This window comes from Pseudomonas sp. 3HC3 (genome assembly GCF_044904505.1).
GTDB lineage: Bacteria > Pseudomonadota > Gammaproteobacteria > Pseudomonadales > Pseudomonadaceae > Aquipseudomonas > Aquipseudomonas putida_Y.
In genome coordinates, this window is record NZ_JADDRH010000006.1 from 199,134 (window position 1) to 214,265 (window position 15,132).

At 61.8% G+C, this 15,132-nt stretch carries 14 protein-coding genes; 7 read left to right on the forward strand and 7 right to left on the reverse strand.

Annotation, left to right across the window (positions count from 1 at the left end; genetic code table 11):
- Window positions 1-54: 54 nt before the first annotated feature.
- Together lptG and lptF are read right to left on the reverse strand one after the other, a co-directional pair.
- Window positions 55-1,116 (reverse strand): LPS export ABC transporter permease LptG, encoded by a 1,062-nt coding sequence (lptG, locus tag INQ47_RS12575; RefSeq protein ID WP_252458773.1) that lies wholly within the window; start codon window positions 1,114-1,116, stop codon window positions 55-57.
- Entirely contained in the window at window positions 1,109-2,224 is a 1,116-nt protein-coding gene (lptF, locus tag INQ47_RS12580; RefSeq protein ID WP_004575655.1) for an LPS export ABC transporter permease LptF, read from the reverse strand. Before lptF ends, lptG begins: the two co-directional genes overlap by 8 nt.
- A gap of 301 nt (window positions 2,225-2,525) precedes the next feature.
- Here lptF and INQ47_RS12585 point away from each other — a divergent pair, with 301 nt between their 5' ends.
- From INQ47_RS12585 to rlmF, 5 genes are all read left to right on the forward strand, one after another.
- The gene (locus INQ47_RS12585; protein WP_392546005.1) at window positions 2,526-4,019 is read left to right on the forward strand and encodes a leucyl aminopeptidase; all 1,494 of its coding nucleotides are present in this window, start codon (window positions 2,526-2,528) and stop codon (window positions 4,017-4,019) included.
- Window positions 4,020-4,069: 50 nt separating this feature from the next.
- Complete coding sequence (locus tag INQ47_RS12590) at window positions 4,070-4,498, forward strand: DNA polymerase III subunit chi (RefSeq protein WP_404701796.1); 429 nt, start codon at window positions 4,070-4,072, stop codon at window positions 4,496-4,498.
- A 5-nt stretch (window positions 4,499-4,503) separates the two neighbouring features.
- Window positions 4,504-4,869, forward strand: a complete 366-nt coding sequence (locus INQ47_RS12595) for a DNA polymerase III subunit chi (protein ID WP_209967819.1) — start codon at window positions 4,504-4,506, stop codon at window positions 4,867-4,869.
- A gap of 179 nt (window positions 4,870-5,048) precedes the next feature.
- A complete protein-coding gene (locus INQ47_RS12600; protein WP_003255103.1) occupies window positions 5,049-7,895 on the forward strand; it encodes a valine--tRNA ligase in 2,847 nt (948 codons plus the stop codon).
- 175 nt (window positions 7,896-8,070) lie between these two features.
- Window positions 8,071-9,024, forward strand: a complete 954-nt coding sequence (gene rlmF / locus INQ47_RS12605; protein WP_252458777.1) for a 23S rRNA (adenine(1618)-N(6))-methyltransferase RlmF — start codon at window positions 8,071-8,073, stop codon at window positions 9,022-9,024.
- Window positions 9,025-9,071: 47 nt separating this feature from the next.
- Here the strand turns inward: rlmF and INQ47_RS12610 are convergent, their stop codons facing one another.
- Window positions 9,072-9,353: an HU family DNA-binding protein gene (locus INQ47_RS12610; RefSeq protein WP_003255106.1), complete on the reverse strand. Its 282-nt coding sequence runs from the start codon at window positions 9,351-9,353 to the stop codon at window positions 9,072-9,074.
- A 370-nt stretch (window positions 9,354-9,723) separates the two neighbouring features.
- Here INQ47_RS12610 and yejK point away from each other — a divergent pair, with 370 nt between their 5' ends.
- Window positions 9,724-10,731 carry a nucleoid-associated protein YejK gene (gene yejK / locus INQ47_RS12615; protein WP_021781869.1) on the forward strand — a complete coding sequence of 336 codons (1,008 nt, stop codon included), beginning with the start codon at window positions 9,724-9,726 and terminating at the stop codon, window positions 10,729-10,731.
- On the opposite strand, the gene INQ47_RS12620 is transcribed toward yejK, so the two are convergent.
- The 4 genes from INQ47_RS12620 to INQ47_RS12635 all read right to left on the reverse strand — a co-directional run bounded on the left by INQ47_RS12620 (window position 10,679) and on the right by INQ47_RS12635 (window position 13,542).
- Complete coding sequence (locus INQ47_RS12620) at window positions 10,679-11,020, reverse strand: GIY-YIG nuclease family protein (RefSeq protein ID WP_404701797.1); 342 nt, start codon at window positions 11,018-11,020, stop codon at window positions 10,679-10,681. The two genes, yejK and INQ47_RS12620, sit on opposite strands and share 53 nt — an antisense overlap.
- A complete protein-coding gene (locus tag INQ47_RS12625; RefSeq protein ID WP_014589835.1) occupies window positions 11,013-11,489 on the reverse strand; it encodes a nuclear transport factor 2 family protein in 477 nt (158 codons plus the stop codon). The genes INQ47_RS12620 and INQ47_RS12625 overlap by 8 nt, the downstream gene beginning before the upstream one ends.
- Before the next feature lie 108 nt (window positions 11,490-11,597).
- On the reverse strand, window positions 11,598-12,878 hold the full coding sequence (locus INQ47_RS12630) for a CynX/NimT family MFS transporter (RefSeq protein WP_404701798.1): 1,281 nt from the start codon (window positions 12,876-12,878) through the stop codon (window positions 11,598-11,600).
- Between the two features lie 13 nt (window positions 12,879-12,891).
- Complete coding sequence (locus tag INQ47_RS12635; RefSeq protein WP_404701799.1) at window positions 12,892-13,542, reverse strand: FadR/GntR family transcriptional regulator; 651 nt, start codon at window positions 13,540-13,542, stop codon at window positions 12,892-12,894.
- Window positions 13,543-13,681: 139 nt separating this feature from the next.
- On the opposite strand from INQ47_RS12635, the gene INQ47_RS12640 reads away from it, so the two are divergent.
- Window positions 13,682-14,866 carry an alkaline phosphatase family protein gene (locus INQ47_RS12640; RefSeq protein WP_404701800.1) on the forward strand — a complete coding sequence of 395 codons (1,185 nt, stop codon included), beginning with the start codon at window positions 13,682-13,684 and terminating at the stop codon, window positions 14,864-14,866.
- Window positions 14,867-15,132 lie beyond the last annotated feature (266 nt).

Consider the following 15,132-nt stretch of genomic DNA (forward strand, 5'->3'; position numbering starts at 1 on the left):
AACACCCATGAAAAAGCCGACCCTGAGGTCGGCTTTCTTGTGCAACTCAGGCTATTACCCTGCCCGGCGCAACAACCAGAGACCGGCCAAGGCACAGATGCCCCCCGGTATCACTACCGCCAGCAGCGGCGGGAAGCCGAATACCTGGCTCGAAGGCCCGAGCAGGTCCTGGCCAATGCGAAACACGAAGCCCACCAGTACACCCGTGAACACACGCTGACCAAGGGTCACCGAACGCAGCGGGCCAAAGATGAACGAGATCGCCATCAGCACCAGGGCCGCCGTTACCATCGGCTGCAGCACCTTGGTCCAGAACGCCAGCCAGTAGCGGGAGTTGTTCAGGCCCTGGTCAGACAGGTAGTGGATGTAGTCCCACAACCCGGTAATCGAAAGCGACTCCGGCGCGAGGATCACGGTATTGAGCAGTTCTGGCGTGAGCGAAACATCCCAGCGCTCCTCCGGCGCGTTGACCACCTCGGTGTGGTCGCCACGGAAGTAGGTGGTACGCACATCGGCGAGCAGCCAGTGGTCGTTCTGGTACTGCGCGCGGCGGGCAAAGCTCGAGGTGACGATCTTGCGCTCGCTGTCGAAGCGGTAGCGGGTCACGCCCAGCAGCAGGCCATTGGGCTGTACGGCGTTGATGTGCACGTACTCCTCGCCCTGGCGGTGCCACATGCCACGCTTGGAACTTTGTGCTTCACCACCACCTTGGGCCAGGGAACGGTCGGCCTGGGCCTTGTTCTCGGTCACCGGTGCCACATATTCACCAATCAGCAGACCAACCAGCATCAGCACCAGCATCGGCTTCATCACCGCCCAGACGATACGACCGATGGACACGCCAGCCGCACGCATGATGGTCAGCTCGCTGCTGCTGGCCAGACTGCCCAAGCCGATCAGGCAACCGATCAAGGCGGCCATTGGCAGCATTTCATACAGCCGCCGAGGTGCGGTAAGCAGGACATAGTTGCCCGCTTCCATCACCGTGTAGGTGTCACTCAGGTCGCTCATCTCATCGATGAAGGCGAAAAGCGAAGCCAGGCCGAGGATGATCCCCAGCACAGCCAGAATGGCCAGCAGAACGCTCTGGCCGATGTAGCGATCGAGCTTAGCCATGGGCCACCTCCGCACGGCGGGCGGCGCGTTTGAGGCGCAGCGGCTCCCAGTACATCAGGCCAAGGCCGATCAGCAGGAACAGGCCGTGGACCCACCACATGCCCAGGGCGATCGGCAGTTTGCCCTTCTCGAGGGCGCCGCGTACGGAAATCAGCATTGTCAGGTAGGCCATGTACAGAAGAATTGCCGGCAGCAGCTTGAGGAAGCGGCCCTGGCGCGGGTTGACCCGCGACAGCGGCACCGCCAGCAGGGTGACGACGAACACCAGGATCGGCAGCGACAGCCGCCATTGCAGCTCGGCACGCTCACGCAGGCCCTCCTTGCCGATCAGTTCGGAAGTGGGAAGCGCTTCGCGCTCGGTCACTTCCTCGGCGACTTCCGGCTTGGGCAGCAGCACGCCGTAAGTGTCATATTTGATGGCGCGGTAGTCGGCCTGGCCCGGGTTGCCGTCGTAGCGGTAACCGTTTTCCAGGACCAGGTAGCGGTTGCCGTCGGCCTGGATTTCCTGGTGGCCCTTCTCGGCGACCAGCACCGACGGGGCGCGGTCCTTGGTCTTGTCCTGGTTGAAGCGCTTCTCGGAGATGAACACCCCGCCCAGGTTGATGCGGTCATCCGACAATTGCTCGGTATAGGTTACCCGCGAGCCATCACGCAAAGTCTGGAAGCGGCCCGGCACCAAGGTGTCGAACTCGGTCAGGGCATCCTGCTGGCTGATGATCTGCTGCACCTGGGCCACGCCCAGCGGGGCCAGGCTCAGGCTCAGCCAGGCCACCAGCAGGGCAACCAGGGCAGCCGGTGCCATGGTCATGCCCAGCAGGCGCTGCTGGCTCATGCCCGTGGCCGACAGTACGGTCATCTCGCTTTCCAGGTACAGGCGCCCGTAAGCCAGGAGGATGCCGAGGAACAGCCCCAGAGGCAGGATCAGTTGCAGGAAGCCTGGCAAGCGGAAGCCCATGATCAGGAACAACACGCCCGGGTCGAGCACGCCCTGGGCAGCCTGGGCCAGGTACTTGATGAAGCGCCCGCTCATGATGATCACCAACAGCACAGCGCTGACGGCGCTCAAGGTGACCAGGACCTCGCGGGACAGATAACGAAAGACGATCAAACCAGACACTCCTGGGTTGTCAGGGCGGACAGCCATGCAATGGCGCCAAACAATGACTTAGTACATCCAAGACCAATGCCGGTTCGCCAAAGGCGAACCTCCATGTAAAGTGCGCGCATTATCCTGTGATTGACCGCCCCTGTCACTTGGCCGCGTACGAAGGCGCACATCGGGGTTGTCAGCACGCTTGCCACAGGCTCAAACTGGCAGCTTTTCCGCTGGTGCGCGACGACGCGGCCAGGCCCGTCCAGAGCGCTGGAACATACAGCGCCATTCGTATTGATCATTCGGGGATCCTGACATGGAACTGGTTGTAAAAAGCGTAGCTGCTGCATCCGTAAAAACCGCCACACTGGTCCTTCCGGTAGGGGAAAACCGCAAGCTCGGCGCTGTTGCCAAGGCTGCCGACCTGGCCAGCGAAGGTGCCATCAGCGCCGTGCTCAAGCGCGGCGACCTGGCCGGCAAGCCGGGCCAGACCCTGCTGCTACAGAACCTCCCGGGCCTGAAGGCCGAGCGCGTGCTGCTGGTAGGTAGCGGCAAGGAAGAAGCCATGGGCGACCGCGCCTGGCGCAAACTGGTGACCAGTGTCGCTGGCGTGCTCAAGGGTCTGAACGGCACTGACGCAGTGCTGGCCCTGGACGATATCGCGGTCAGCAACCGCGACGCCCATTACGGCAAGTACCGCCTGCTGGCCGAAACCCTGCTGGACGGCGAGTATGTGTTCGACCGCTTCAAAAGCCAGAAAGCCGAGCCGCGCGCGCTGAAAAAGGTCACCCTGCTGGCCGACAAAGCCGGCCAGGCCGAAGTCGAGCGCGCGGTCAAGCATGCCAGCGCCATCGCCAGCGGCATGGCCTTCACCCGCGACCTCGGCAACCTGCCGCCTAACCTTTGCCACCCAAGCTTCCTGGCCGAACAGGCCAAAGACCTGGGCAAGGCACACAAGGCCCTCAAGGTTGAAGTGCTGGACGAGAAAAAGATCAAGGACCTGGGCATGGGCGCGTTCTACGCCGTGGGTCAGGGCAGCGACCAGCCACCACGCCTGATCGTGCTCAATTACCAGGGCGGCAAAAAGGCCGACAAGCCTTTCGTGCTGGTGGGTAAAGGCATTACCTTCGACACCGGCGGCATCAGCCTCAAGCCAGGCGCCGGCATGGACGAAATGAAGTACGACATGTGCGGCGCCGCCAGTGTGTTCGGCACCCTGCATGCAGTGCTCGAACTGCAACTGCCGATCAACCTGGTGTGCCTGCTGGCCTGCGCCGAGAACATGCCAAGTGGCGGTGCCACCCGCCCAGGTGACATCGTTACCACCATGAGTGGCCAGACCGTGGAAATCCTCAACACCGACGCTGAAGGCCGCCTGGTGCTGTGCGACACCCTGACCTACGCCGAGCGCTTCAAACCGCAGGCGGTCATCGACATCGCCACCCTGACCGGCGCCTGCATCGTCGCCCTGGGCAGCCACACCTCCGGCCTGATGGGCAATAACGACGACCTGGTCGGGCAGTTGCTCGATGCCGGCAAGCGCGCCGACGACCGTGCCTGGCAGTTGCCGCTGTTCGATGAATACCAGGAACAACTGGACAGCCCGTTCGCCGACATGGGCAACATTGGTGGGCCGAAGGCCGGTACGATCACCGCTGGCTGCTTCCTGTCGCGCTTCGCCAAAGCCTACAACTGGGCGCACATGGACATCGCCGGTACCGCCTGGGTCAGTGGCGGCAAGGACAAAGGCGCCACTGGCCGCCCGGTTCCTCTGCTGACCCAGTACCTGCTGGACCGCGCTGGCGCCTGATGCCGTGAATCCGGTGGTGCCTTGCGCGCCACCGGCCGGCGATTCCCACCATGAGCAAAGTCGACTTCTACATTCTGCCCACCGACTCGCTGTCGGCGCGGCTCGATTTCGCCTGCAAGCTGTGCGAGAAGGCCTGGCGCCTCGGCCACCGGGTCTATCTGCACTGCCAGGATGCAGAACAGCGCAGTGAACTGGACCAACGCCTGTGGCGCTTCAAGGGCGAGGCCTTCGTGCCCCACGACCTCGCCGAGGTGCATGCCGATGCTGACGTGGTTCTGGGCCTGGCTGACAACGCCGGCGAGCACCACGATCTGCTGATCAACCTCGGCGCCAGCGTGCCGGGCTTTGTCGGGCAGTTCGAGCGGGTGGCCGAAATCGTTGTTGAAGAGCCGGCTATCCGCCAATCAGCCCGTGAGCGATTCCGTTTCTACCGTGAACAGGGCTATGCTCTGCAAGACCACCGCTTACAGCGACTTTGACGACGATGGACAAGCCCTCCCCTTTGCCCGATTCCGCCCACCTGCTCGATGACCTCGAGTCGATCCGTCAGCTGCTTGGCGACGCCGACCTGCAACCGCCGCTGCTCACCGAGACGGTAGAGCAGATCCCGTTGCTGCTGGACGAAACCGCCAGCGCCCCCGCGGCGCCCGCCGAGCCGGTTGCTGCCGAACCCGAGGACGACCCGCAGGCCCGCCGCCAGGACACCCTGCTGCACCTGGAAAGCGAACTGCGCGCCGCAGCGCAGATGATCATGCAGGACGTGATCAACGACTTTACCCCGCATATCGAGAACGAAATCAAGCGCCGGCTGGATGCGCGGATCGAGCGGCTGATCAAGCGTTCCGAGTAGAACCGGCAACGGTGTCGCCTGCTTCGCGGGCGCGCCCGCTCCCACAGGTTCGAAGCCTGCGCTTTGCCCGCGAAGCAGGCGACACTGTTCCGACAGTTGTCAGCAGCTTGTCGCCTGCGGCCCCCAGCTTGGTTATACTTCCCGGCTTTCCCGAATAAATGCACAGGGTCCCGCCGCGCATGGATAAGACCTACCAGCCGCACGCAATCGAAACTTCCTGGTACAACACCTGGGAGTCCGAGAACTATTTCGCTCCACAAGGTGCAGGCGAGTCCTACACCATCATGATCCCGCCGCCGAACGTAACCGGCAGCCTGCACATGGGCCACGGGTTCAACAACGCGATCATGGACGCCCTGATCCGTTTCCGCCGCATGCAAGGCCGCGACACCCTGTGGCAGCCAGGCACCGATCACGCGGGTATCGCCACGCAGATGCTGGTCGAGCGCCAACTTGAAGCCAAAGGCCAGAACCGTCATGACCTGGGCCGCGAAAAGTTCCTGGAAAAAGTCTGGGAATGGAAGGATCAGTCCGGTGGCAACATCAGCCGCCAGATTCGCCGCCTGGGCTCGTCGGTTGACTGGAGCCGCGAGCGCTTCACCATGGACGACGGCCTCTCCGAAGCGGTAAAAGAAGCGTTCGTGCGCCTGCATGAAGACGGCCTTATCTACCGCGGCAAGCGCCTGGTCAACTGGGACACCAAGCTGCACACAGCCATCTCCGACCTCGAAGTGGAAAACCACGACGAGAAAGGCCACCTGTGGAACCTGCGCTACCCGCTGGCCGACGGCGCCAAGACCGCCGAAGGCCAGGACTACCTGGTAGTTGCCACCACACGTCCGGAAACCCTGCTGGGTGACGCTGCCGTGGCCGTCAACCCGAACGACGAACGCTACCAGGCACTGATCGGCAAATTCGTCGAACTGCCATTGGTCGGCCGCCGCATTCCGATCATCGCCGATGACTATTGCGACCCCGAGTTCGGTACCGGTTGCGTGAAAATCACCCCGGCCCACGACTTCAACGACTACGAAGTCGGCAAGCGTCACAACCTGCCGCTGCTGAACATCTTCGACAAGAACGCCTTCGTGCTGGCCAGCGCCCAGGCCTTCAACCTCGACGGCAGCGTCAACGAGCAGGTCGACACCCAACTGCCGGCCCAGTACGCCAACCTTGACCGCTTTGTCGCGCGCAAGCAGATCGTCGCCGACCTGGACGCCCAGGGCCTGCTGGTCAGCATCGACGACCACGCCCTGAAAGTGCCGAAAGGCGACCGCTCCGGCACGGTCATCGAGCCGTGGCTGACCGACCAGTGGTACGTTTCCACCAAGCCGCTGGCAGAACCTGCCATCGCCGCCGTGGAAGATGGCCGCATCCAGTTCGTGCCCAAGCAATACGAGAACATGTACTTCTCCTGGATGCGCGATATCCAGGACTGGTGCATCAGCCGCCAACTGTGGTGGGGCCACCGCATTCCTGCGTGGTACGACGAGGCCGGCCAGGTCTACGTTGGCCGCAACGAGGAAGAAGTGCGCGCCAAGCACAAGCTGGGCGCCGACGTGGTCCTGCGTCAGGATGACGACGTACTCGACACCTGGTTCAGCTCGGGCCTGTGGACATTCTCCACCCTGGGCTGGCCGGAACAGACCGAATTCCTCAAGAAGTTCCATTCCACCGACGTGCTGGTGACTGGCTTCGACATCATCTTCTTCTGGGTTGCGCGCATGATCATGCTGACCATGCACCTGATCAAGAATGAAGATGGCACCCCGCAGGTGCCGTTCAAGACCGTGTACGTGCACGGCCTGGTACGTGACGGCCAGGGCCAGAAGATGTCCAAGTCCAAGGGTAACGTGCTGGACCCGCTGGACATCGTCGACGGTATCACCCTCGACGCCCTGCTGGAAAAACGCACCAGCGGCATGATGCAGCCCAAGCTTGCCGAGAAGATCGCCAAGCAGACCAAAGCCGAGTTCCCCGAAGGTATTGCCAGCTATGGCACCGACGCCCTGCGCTTCACCTTCTGCTCGCTGGCCTCGACTGGGCGCGACATCAAGTTCGACATGGGCCGCGTCGAAGGCTACCGCAACTTCTGCAACAAGATCTGGAACGCTGCCCGCTACGTGCTGGACAAGGGTGAAGACTGCGGCCAGAACGGCGAAGCCTACGAGCTGTCGCTGGCCGACCGCTGGATCATCTCGCAGCTTCAGCGTACCGAAGCCGAAGTAACCCGCCAGCTGGAGCAGTTCCGCTTCGACCTGGCCAGCCAGGCGCTGTACGAGTTCATCTGGAACCAGTACTGCGACTGGTACCTGGAGCTATCCAAACCGGTACTGTGGGACGAAAACGCCCCGGTGGAGCGCGCCCGCGGCACCCGCCGCACCTTGGTGCGCGTGTTGGAAGTGGCACTGCGTCTTGCGCATCCGTTCATGCCGTTCATCACCGAAGAAATCTGGCAGCGCATCGCGCCGCTGGCCGGCATCGACGGCAAGACCATCATGCTGCAGCCTTGGCCAGTGGCCAACGAAGCGCGCATTGACGCCGCCGCCGAAGGCGACATCGAGTGGCTGAAAGAACTGATGGTCGGCCTGCGTAATATCCGTGCCGAAATGAACATCGGCCCAGGTAAGCCGCTGCCGCTGTTCCTGAAGAACGCCAACGCCGACGACCAGCGCCGCCTGCAGGAAAACGAAGCGCTGCTGAAGAAGCTGGCCAAGGTCGAGTCGTTCACCGTACTGGGTGATGCCGACGAAGCGCCGCTGTCCGCTACCGCTCTGGTCGGTGACCTGCAAGTGCTGGTGCCAATGGCCGGGCTGATCGACAAGGATGCCGAGCTGGCGCGCCTGAACAAGGAAATCCAGCGTCTGCAAGGTGAAGTGCAACGTGTTGGCGGCAAGCTGTCCAACGCAGCCTTCGTCGACAAGGCCCCACCAGCGGTGATCGAGAAAGAACGCGCCAAGCTGGCCGAGTCTGAACAGGCCTTGGCCAACTTCACCGAGCAGCATGCGCGGATTGCAGCGCTGTAATCACTAGAGAGACCGTTGGGGCCGCTGCGCGGCCCTTTCGCGACACAAGGCCGCTCCCACAGGACGGCGCCAACCTTCAAGGCGCCCCCCCGTGGGAGCGGCCTTGTGTCGCGAAAGGGCTGCGTAGCAGCCCCAGGTTCTTCAAGCCACCGCTCGTATAGGGCTGGACACTGCCATGACCCCGAACAAACCCACCTTGCACCCGCGCAACCGCCACCAGGGTCGCTACGACTTCCCCAGCCTGATCAAGGCCCACCCTGATCTGGCCCGTTTCACCATCACCAACCCCCACGGCAAGCCCAGCATCGACTTTGCAAACCCCGAAGCCGTACGCGTGTTCAACCGTGCACTGCTCAAGGCCCAGTACGGCATCCAGCATTGGGACATCCCGGCCGATTACCTGTGCCCGCCCATTCCTGGCCGTGCCGACTACATCCACGTAGCCGCCGACCTGTTGGCCGATGACAATTCCGGCGACGTTCCAAGGGGTACCCAAGTGCGCGCGCTGGACGTCGGCGTGGGGGCCAACTGCATCTATCCACTGCTGGGCCACAGCGACTACCGCTGGCGCTTCCTCGGCTCAGACATCGACCCCGTGGCCTTGGCCTCGGCCAAGGCCATCATCCAGGCCAACGGTTTGGGCAAGGCCATTACCCTGCGTCAACAGGCCAACCGAGCACACATCCTCAGCGGCCTGCTGCAGGAGGGCGAACGCTTCGACCTGACTTTGTGCAACCCGCCCTTCCATGCCTCACGCGACGAAGCCACCCGCGGCAGCCAGCGCAAATGGAAGAACCTCGGCAAGCAGGACCCCAAACGCAAGCTGCCGGTGCTGAACTTCGGTGGCCAGAACAATGAACTGTGGTGCGAAGGCGGAGAAATCCGCTTTGTCACCCAGCTGGTTGGCGAAAGCGTGCAGTACGCCGAACAAGTGCTGTGGTTCACCAGCCTGGTGTCCAAGGCCAGCAACCTGCCAGGAATCGAAGCCGCGTTGAAGAAATCCGGCGCCAAGGCCGTGCGCATCATTGAGATGGGCCAGGGGCAGAAACAGAGCCGCATGGTTGCCTGGAGCTTCCATGACGACATCGCACGCCAGGCCTGGCACGCCCAGCGTAAATCACAGGCATGAAAAAACCGCGCCCGGGCAAGCCGGGCGCGGTTTCGTCAAAGCAACAATTACTTGTTGATAGCGTCGGTCAGCACTTTGGCTGGAACGAACTTGACGACTTTCTTGGCAGCGATTTCGATGGCAGCGCCAGTCGAAGGGTTGCGGCCGGTACGGGCAGGACGCTCGGAGACTTTCAGCTTGCCGATGCCTGGCAGAGTGATTTCAGCGCCGTTTTCCAGTTGGTCGGCAACGATCTGGCCCAGTTGCTCCAGAGCGTTCTTGGCGGTGGCTTTTGGCGCGGCGATCGATTCGGCGATGTCGGCAATCAGTTGGTCTTTGGTCAATGCCATGGTGGTGTTCCTTCCCTATCAAATTCGATGGTTATGCAGCGGACTACGACGTTATCGGGCCAGCCCCTTGAAATGGAGGGCCGCGCCAATTGCGTATGTAGATACGTAAATCGGCGTTTGGTTCGACACGACGAAAGCAAGCTGCCAGCACTGCGCCACACGAGGGGCGCAAGACCGCGCAAAACTACCACAGGAATGGATAAATATCCGCTTCGCACTTTGATTAAATGCAGGTTTTTCGGGGGTTTCAGCTAAAAACACACAAAACTGAACAAAAAACGAACAACCGACATATCCGCCAACATACGGCCACTGCATCACCTTGTGTCTAGGGTAAACTTGGCAACTTTTGCAGCTCGCCGAGAATTCCATGCCAATCCGTCATTGCATCGTTCACCTGATCGACAAAAAGCCCGATGGCAGCCCCGCCGTGCTGCATGCTCGTGACTCCGAACTGGCTGCCTCCGACGCCATCGAGAACCTCTTGGCCGACCTCAATGACAGCTACAACGCCAAGCAAGGCAAGGCTTGGGGCTTTTTCCACGGCGAATCGGGTGCCTACCCGCTGAGCGGCTGGCTGAAGCAGTACCTGGATGAAGAAAAGGACTTCACCGCCTTCAGCCGCGTGGCTGTCGAGCACCTGCAGAAGCTGATGGAAGAGTCCAACCTGTCCACCGGCGGCCACATCCTGTTTGCCCACTATCAGCAAGGCATGACCGAGTACCTGGCAATCGCCCTGCTGCACCATAGCGAAGGCGTGGCGGTGAATGCCGAGCTCGACGTGACCCCTTCCCGTCACCTCGACCTGGGCCAACTGCACCTGGCAGCACGCATCAACCTGTCGGAGTGGAAGAACAACCAGAACTCCAGGCAGTATATTTCGTTCATCAAGGGCAAGAACGGCAAGAAGGTCTCAGACTACTTCCGTGACTTCATCGGCTGCCAGGAAGGTGTCGACGGCCCGGGCGAAACCCGCACCCTGCTCAAGGCCTTCAGCGATTTCGTCGAAAGCGAAGACCTGCCGGAAGAATCCGCCCGCGAAAAAACCCAGACCCTGGTGGAATACGCCACCACCCAGACCAAGCTGGGCGAGCCGGTGACGCTCGAAGAGCTGTCCAGCCTGATCGACGAGGACCGCCCCAAAGCGTTCTACGACCACATCCGCAACAAGGACTACGGCCTGTCGCCGGAAATTCCGGCGGACAAACGCACCCTCAACCAGTTCCGCCGTTTCACCGGGCGTGCCGAGGGGCTGTCGATCAGCTTCGAGGCGCATCTGCTGGGGGACAAGGTGGAGTATGACGAAGCGGCGGGGACCTTGATCATCAAGGGGCTGCCGACAACGTTGGTGGATCAGCTGAAGCGCCGCAAGGACTGATTTCCTCCAAGCCGCCAAAGGAGGCCACCAGTGCCTCCTTCGCCGACTTGCGCAGCCGTTTCACCAACCGCTCCTGGCGCAGCGCCGCCCCCTTGTCCGGCCACTGCTCCACATACACCAGCGCCTGGGCCGGGCTGGTCTTGAAATAGCGGGCGCCCTGCCCTTTCTGATGTGCGGCGAACCGACGCTGCGGGTCATCGCTGATGCCGCAATACAACGAGCCATTGGCTGCCCTTACCAGATAGACAAACCAGGGCTTACCAACGACAGGTTCGACGACTTCACTCACCCTGGGCCTGCTGGAATGCGCGCAACCCCTTGAATGCCTGCAGGCGGACCTTGTTCTGCATCAGGGGCGACCACCCCAGTAGCATGCCAGGAACACCCAACGCTTGCCGCGACCAGCGCCACAGGTCAAAGGTGTCGTCATGCTGGCAAATCAGCCCATCACGAATGACAAAGCGTGCCTGGATATCGTTGACCACAACACGGCCGGTCTGGCTGAACAGGTAGGTAGCCACCCAGTGCGCGCTGCCACTGTGCTCATCTGCACGTATGCTGTCGAATGTCAGGGTGAAGTTCTTGGCGCGAGTGGTGAGCATTCGCCACATATCGCCGGCGTCCTTGCCGCGCAGGGTGCCGAACACCGGGTCGCTGAAAACGATATCGTTGCTGTAGCAGGCCAGCATGGCGTCGGCATCCAGGCGCTGGAAGGCCTGGTAGAAACGGGTGATCAGGGCGCGGTTGGCATCGCTCATGGGGGGCTGGTCCGTCCTAGGTTCGAAAGCTGCACGATAATCTGCCCCGATGGCTTATGCCAGTACCGCCCTCTTGGCGGGTAAGAGGACGGTACTGCAAAACAGGCCTCAGACTTTCTCGCTGGTCACCTGCACATGCAGCGCCCGCCCGGCCCCCAGACCGAACACGATGGCGCCGACGCCCAGCACCGCAAAAATCCAGCCCAGGGCCGCCCAGCCGCCAGTCAGGTCATGCACCAGGCCCACCGCAAATGGCCCCATTGAGGCGAGGGTATAACCCACCCCCTGGGCCATGCTCGACAAGTTCGCCGCCACATGGGCATCCTTCGAGCGCAGCACGATCAAGGTCAGCGCCAGGGCAAAGGTACCGCCCTGCCCCAGGCCCAGCACAATGGCCCACCCCCACAACCCGGAAAGTGGCGCATACAGGCAACCGAACAGCCCCGCCAGCGTCCCCGACATGACTACCACGATCGCCAGCCGCTGGTCCTTGCCGCGGGTGGCCAGCCAAGGTGCGCTGAGCGAGCTGATCAACTGCACGATTACCGACCCTGACAGCACCAGCCCTGCCTCGGTAGGGCTAAGGCCGCGGCCGATCAGGATCGATGGCAACCAACCGAACACGATGTAAGCCAGTGATGACTGCAGGCCCATGTACAGGGTCACCTGCCAGGCCAGTGGGTCACGCCACAGGCCTCGCACGCGATAGGCCACCTTGTGCAGGCCATGCCCCTGACGAGCCTGTGGCAGCCACACCAGCATGGCCAGCAAGGCCGGCAGCACCCAGAAGCCCAACCCTAGTGCCCAGTTGCCGTCGAAATGCTGGGCCAAAGGTACGGTGGCACCCGCGGCCATGGCAGCGCCCAGGCATAATGCCATGGTGTACACGCCAGTCAGCGTGCCAGCATGCTGCGGAAAGTCGCGCTTGACGATACCCGGCAACAACACACCGATAATGCCGATGCTGGCCCCCGCCATCAGGCTGCCGAGGAACACCCCGATAGCCCCAAAGGTGCTTCGTACCACGAGGCCAAGTGCCAAGGTGACGAGGATGCCAAGAATCACCCGCTCGCTGCCAAAGCGCCGCGCCAGCACCGGCGCCAAGGGAGCAAACAGACCCAGGCAGAGCACCGGCAAGGTGGTCAGCAAGCCAGCCTGCGAAGCATTCAGCCCCAGGCCTTCAGATACTTGGCCAAGCACCGGAGCCATGCTCGACAATGCCGGGCGCAGGTTCAAGGCCACCAGCACCAGGCCCAGCAGCAACAGCCAGGGCCGCCGCAACACCACAGCCTGCTGCTGGACCTGCTCGTCGTCAGCTTCAGCGTCGATCAGCAGCTCATCGAGATCCCGCTCGTTCGAGGGGGTATTACGGGTGATGGATTCAGCCATGGCCTTCTCGGTGTCAGGATTCAATGAGGGTACGGCTCAGGCACTTGGCCCGTTCAGCGTCACGTTGCTTGATGGCCTCGAGGATCTGCCCATGCAAGTCGAACGTGGCCTGGCAGCGCGGAACGGTCGACAAACTGTGTTGCAGTGCGGCAGCCACGACCCCGGAAAAGTAACGGTACAACTCGCTTAATGCCGGGTTGTGGGCGGCATCGACCAGCCGCTGGTGGAACACCAGATCGCAGGCAACATAGGCATCGACATCGCCGTGAAAGTGCCTGGCACTGCCTTCAAGGGCATCCCGTAGCGCTTTCAGGTCAGCATCGGTACGGCGCAAAGCCGCCAGGCCGACGGCCTCCACCTCGAGGATATGGCGGGTTTCACGGGCCTGATCGGGCGTACACCGGGACATCGCATGCACCGCCTGCAGCGGGTCCTGGGCAGTGCGCAGGTAGCTGCCGTCACCCTGGCGAATTTCCACCAGACCACTGAACGCCAGCACACGCATGGCCTCACGCACGGTGTTGCGGCTGATGCCCAGCTGCAAGGCAAGCTCTGGCTCGGTAGGCAGGCGCTGGCCGACCTGCCAATCGCCCAGCACGATGCATTCGCGCATGCGCTCTACGGCCAACTCCACCAGGGAGCGCTTGGTCAGCTCTGTATTCATGCCACTCAACCAATCATCCGATGAATTGACGCAGCTTACTGGATCGCAGGCAAAAACGTAAACCACCTGGTATTTCTGCCAGTTGTGGGCAGGCCACTTTGTTGCAACGCTCGTTGCGTGCTTTCAAGGATGCGCCAACATGCGACTGGCGAGTTTGCTGTTACTGCTGTTCCTGACCCTGCAGCCAGGCTGTGACACGGCCCGGCACCCGAGCCGCCCTAAAACCTTGCTCATCGGCCTTGATGGCGTACAGTTGCAGCAATACCTGCAACTGGGCGATGCGACCAACCTGAAGCAGCGGCTGTATTACGGCAAGGCTTACGCCGGGGGTATCAATGGTAAAGCCAGCGAGCAGCTCACTTTGAGCGGCCCTGGCTGGATCACTTTGCTGACTGGCGTGTGGAGCAACAAGCATGGCGTTGAATCGGACGACGACTCGCAACGGGTAAACCCGGCGTTTCCTAGCCTGTTCAAGCGGCTACGCCTGGCCTACCCCAATGCCTACCTCTCCAGCATCGTAAACTGGTCACCCATCAACACGGCATTTCTGCTGGAGGACGCCCATGACGCCGATGTACGCGAAAGTGGATTGCCGGATGAACAGGTGATTGAGCGTACGTTGCAGATCCTCGGCGACACACCTGCTGATTTCACGTTCATTCAACTGAATGAACCTGACCAGATCGGCCATCACACAGGTTATGGTGAGCGCTATGCACAGGCGTTGCGCAAAGCCGACAGCGAGATCGGGCGGCTATTGGACAAGGTCGACCAGCGGCGTCGCATGTTCCCGCAGGAAGATTGGCTGGTACTCGTCAGTACCAACCATGGCCGCGACTATTGGGGGAAAGGCCATGGCGGCGCTTCGGAGCAGGAAAAGCGTATTTTCATCGCCAGCAACAAGCCGTTAAATCAGGAACTGACCGAGCTGAGCATTCCGGTGGAGATGCCTGGGCCCGGCAACCTGTACGGGCTACCCGCGCAGACCTCGGTAGCGCCCACGGTGCTGCGCCACATGGGCCTCAAGCTGCAGCCGGAATGGCTATTGGATGGCACGCCTTTACTGGGTGATACTGGCGTACGCAAGGCGCGGGCCGACGAGAACAAAGGACGGCTTCGCTGGAACAGCAACGCCAATGGCTATCTGACCATTATCAAGAACGGGCATGTGGTTGCCCAGGTTGCGGCCAGAGACGAGCAATGGACCGATCCGGAGGGCATGGACAAGCAGAACGATTATGTACTGGTGCTTGATGGTACACCGGCGGCGGTGCGCAACAGGCCGGCAGCCAAGTCGTTTGTGATCGAAGGCCACCGCTATTAAGCCCTTGAAGCAACTGTTCTGTCGCTTCTCAAGGGCTGGCGCGATCCCCGTAGGAGCGGGTTCACCAGCGAAGAGGCCGGCCCTGCTGGCCAATATCCCCGGTCATTCAACGTCGCAGCCGCCACCGTATTCGCGGGTGAACCCGCTCCTATGTATGGACTCGCCCACACTGTCTAGCTGCTTTTTTGAACATAGGAACCCGGTTGCATCTATGTATCAGGCCTGTTCGAGGAAGCTTTTTGCTTCTGGCCAACATCGTGGTGAGC

Excerpts from the sequence above, each read along its gene's own strand:
- INQ47_RS12640 (WP_404701800.1), top strand. The coding sequence starts at position 13,682 with ATGCGACTGGCGAGTTTGCTGTTACTGCTGTTCCTGACCCTGCAGCCA.
- rlmF (WP_252458777.1), top strand. The coding sequence starts at position 8,071 with ATGACCCCGAACAAACCCACCTTGCACCCGCGCAACCGCCACCAGGGT.
- INQ47_RS12585 (WP_392546005.1), top strand. The coding sequence starts at position 2,526 with ATGGAACTGGTTGTAAAAAGCGTAGCTGCTGCATCCGTAAAAACCGCC.
- INQ47_RS12595 (WP_209967819.1), top strand. The coding sequence starts at position 4,504 with ATGGACAAGCCCTCCCCTTTGCCCGATTCCGCCCACCTGCTCGATGAC.
- INQ47_RS12625 (WP_014589835.1), bottom strand. The coding sequence starts at position 11,489 with ATGAGCGATGCCAACCGCGCCCTGATCACCCGTTTCTACCAGGCCTTC.
- INQ47_RS12600 (WP_003255103.1), top strand. The coding sequence starts at position 5,049 with ATGGATAAGACCTACCAGCCGCACGCAATCGAAACTTCCTGGTACAAC.
- lptG (WP_252458773.1), bottom strand. The coding sequence starts at position 1,116 with ATGGCTAAGCTCGATCGCTACATCGGCCAGAGCGTTCTGCTGGCCATT.
- INQ47_RS12610 (WP_003255106.1), bottom strand. The coding sequence starts at position 9,353 with ATGGCATTGACCAAAGACCAACTGATTGCCGACATCGCCGAATCGATC.
- yejK (WP_021781869.1), top strand. The coding sequence starts at position 9,724 with ATGCCAATCCGTCATTGCATCGTTCACCTGATCGACAAAAAGCCCGAT.
- INQ47_RS12635 (WP_404701799.1), bottom strand. The coding sequence starts at position 13,542 with ATGAATACAGAGCTGACCAAGCGCTCCCTGGTGGAGTTGGCCGTAGAG.
- INQ47_RS12630 (WP_404701798.1), bottom strand. The coding sequence starts at position 12,878 with ATGGCTGAATCCATCACCCGTAATACCCCCTCGAACGAGCGGGATCTC.
- INQ47_RS12590 (WP_404701796.1), top strand. The coding sequence starts at position 4,070 with ATGAGCAAAGTCGACTTCTACATTCTGCCCACCGACTCGCTGTCGGCG.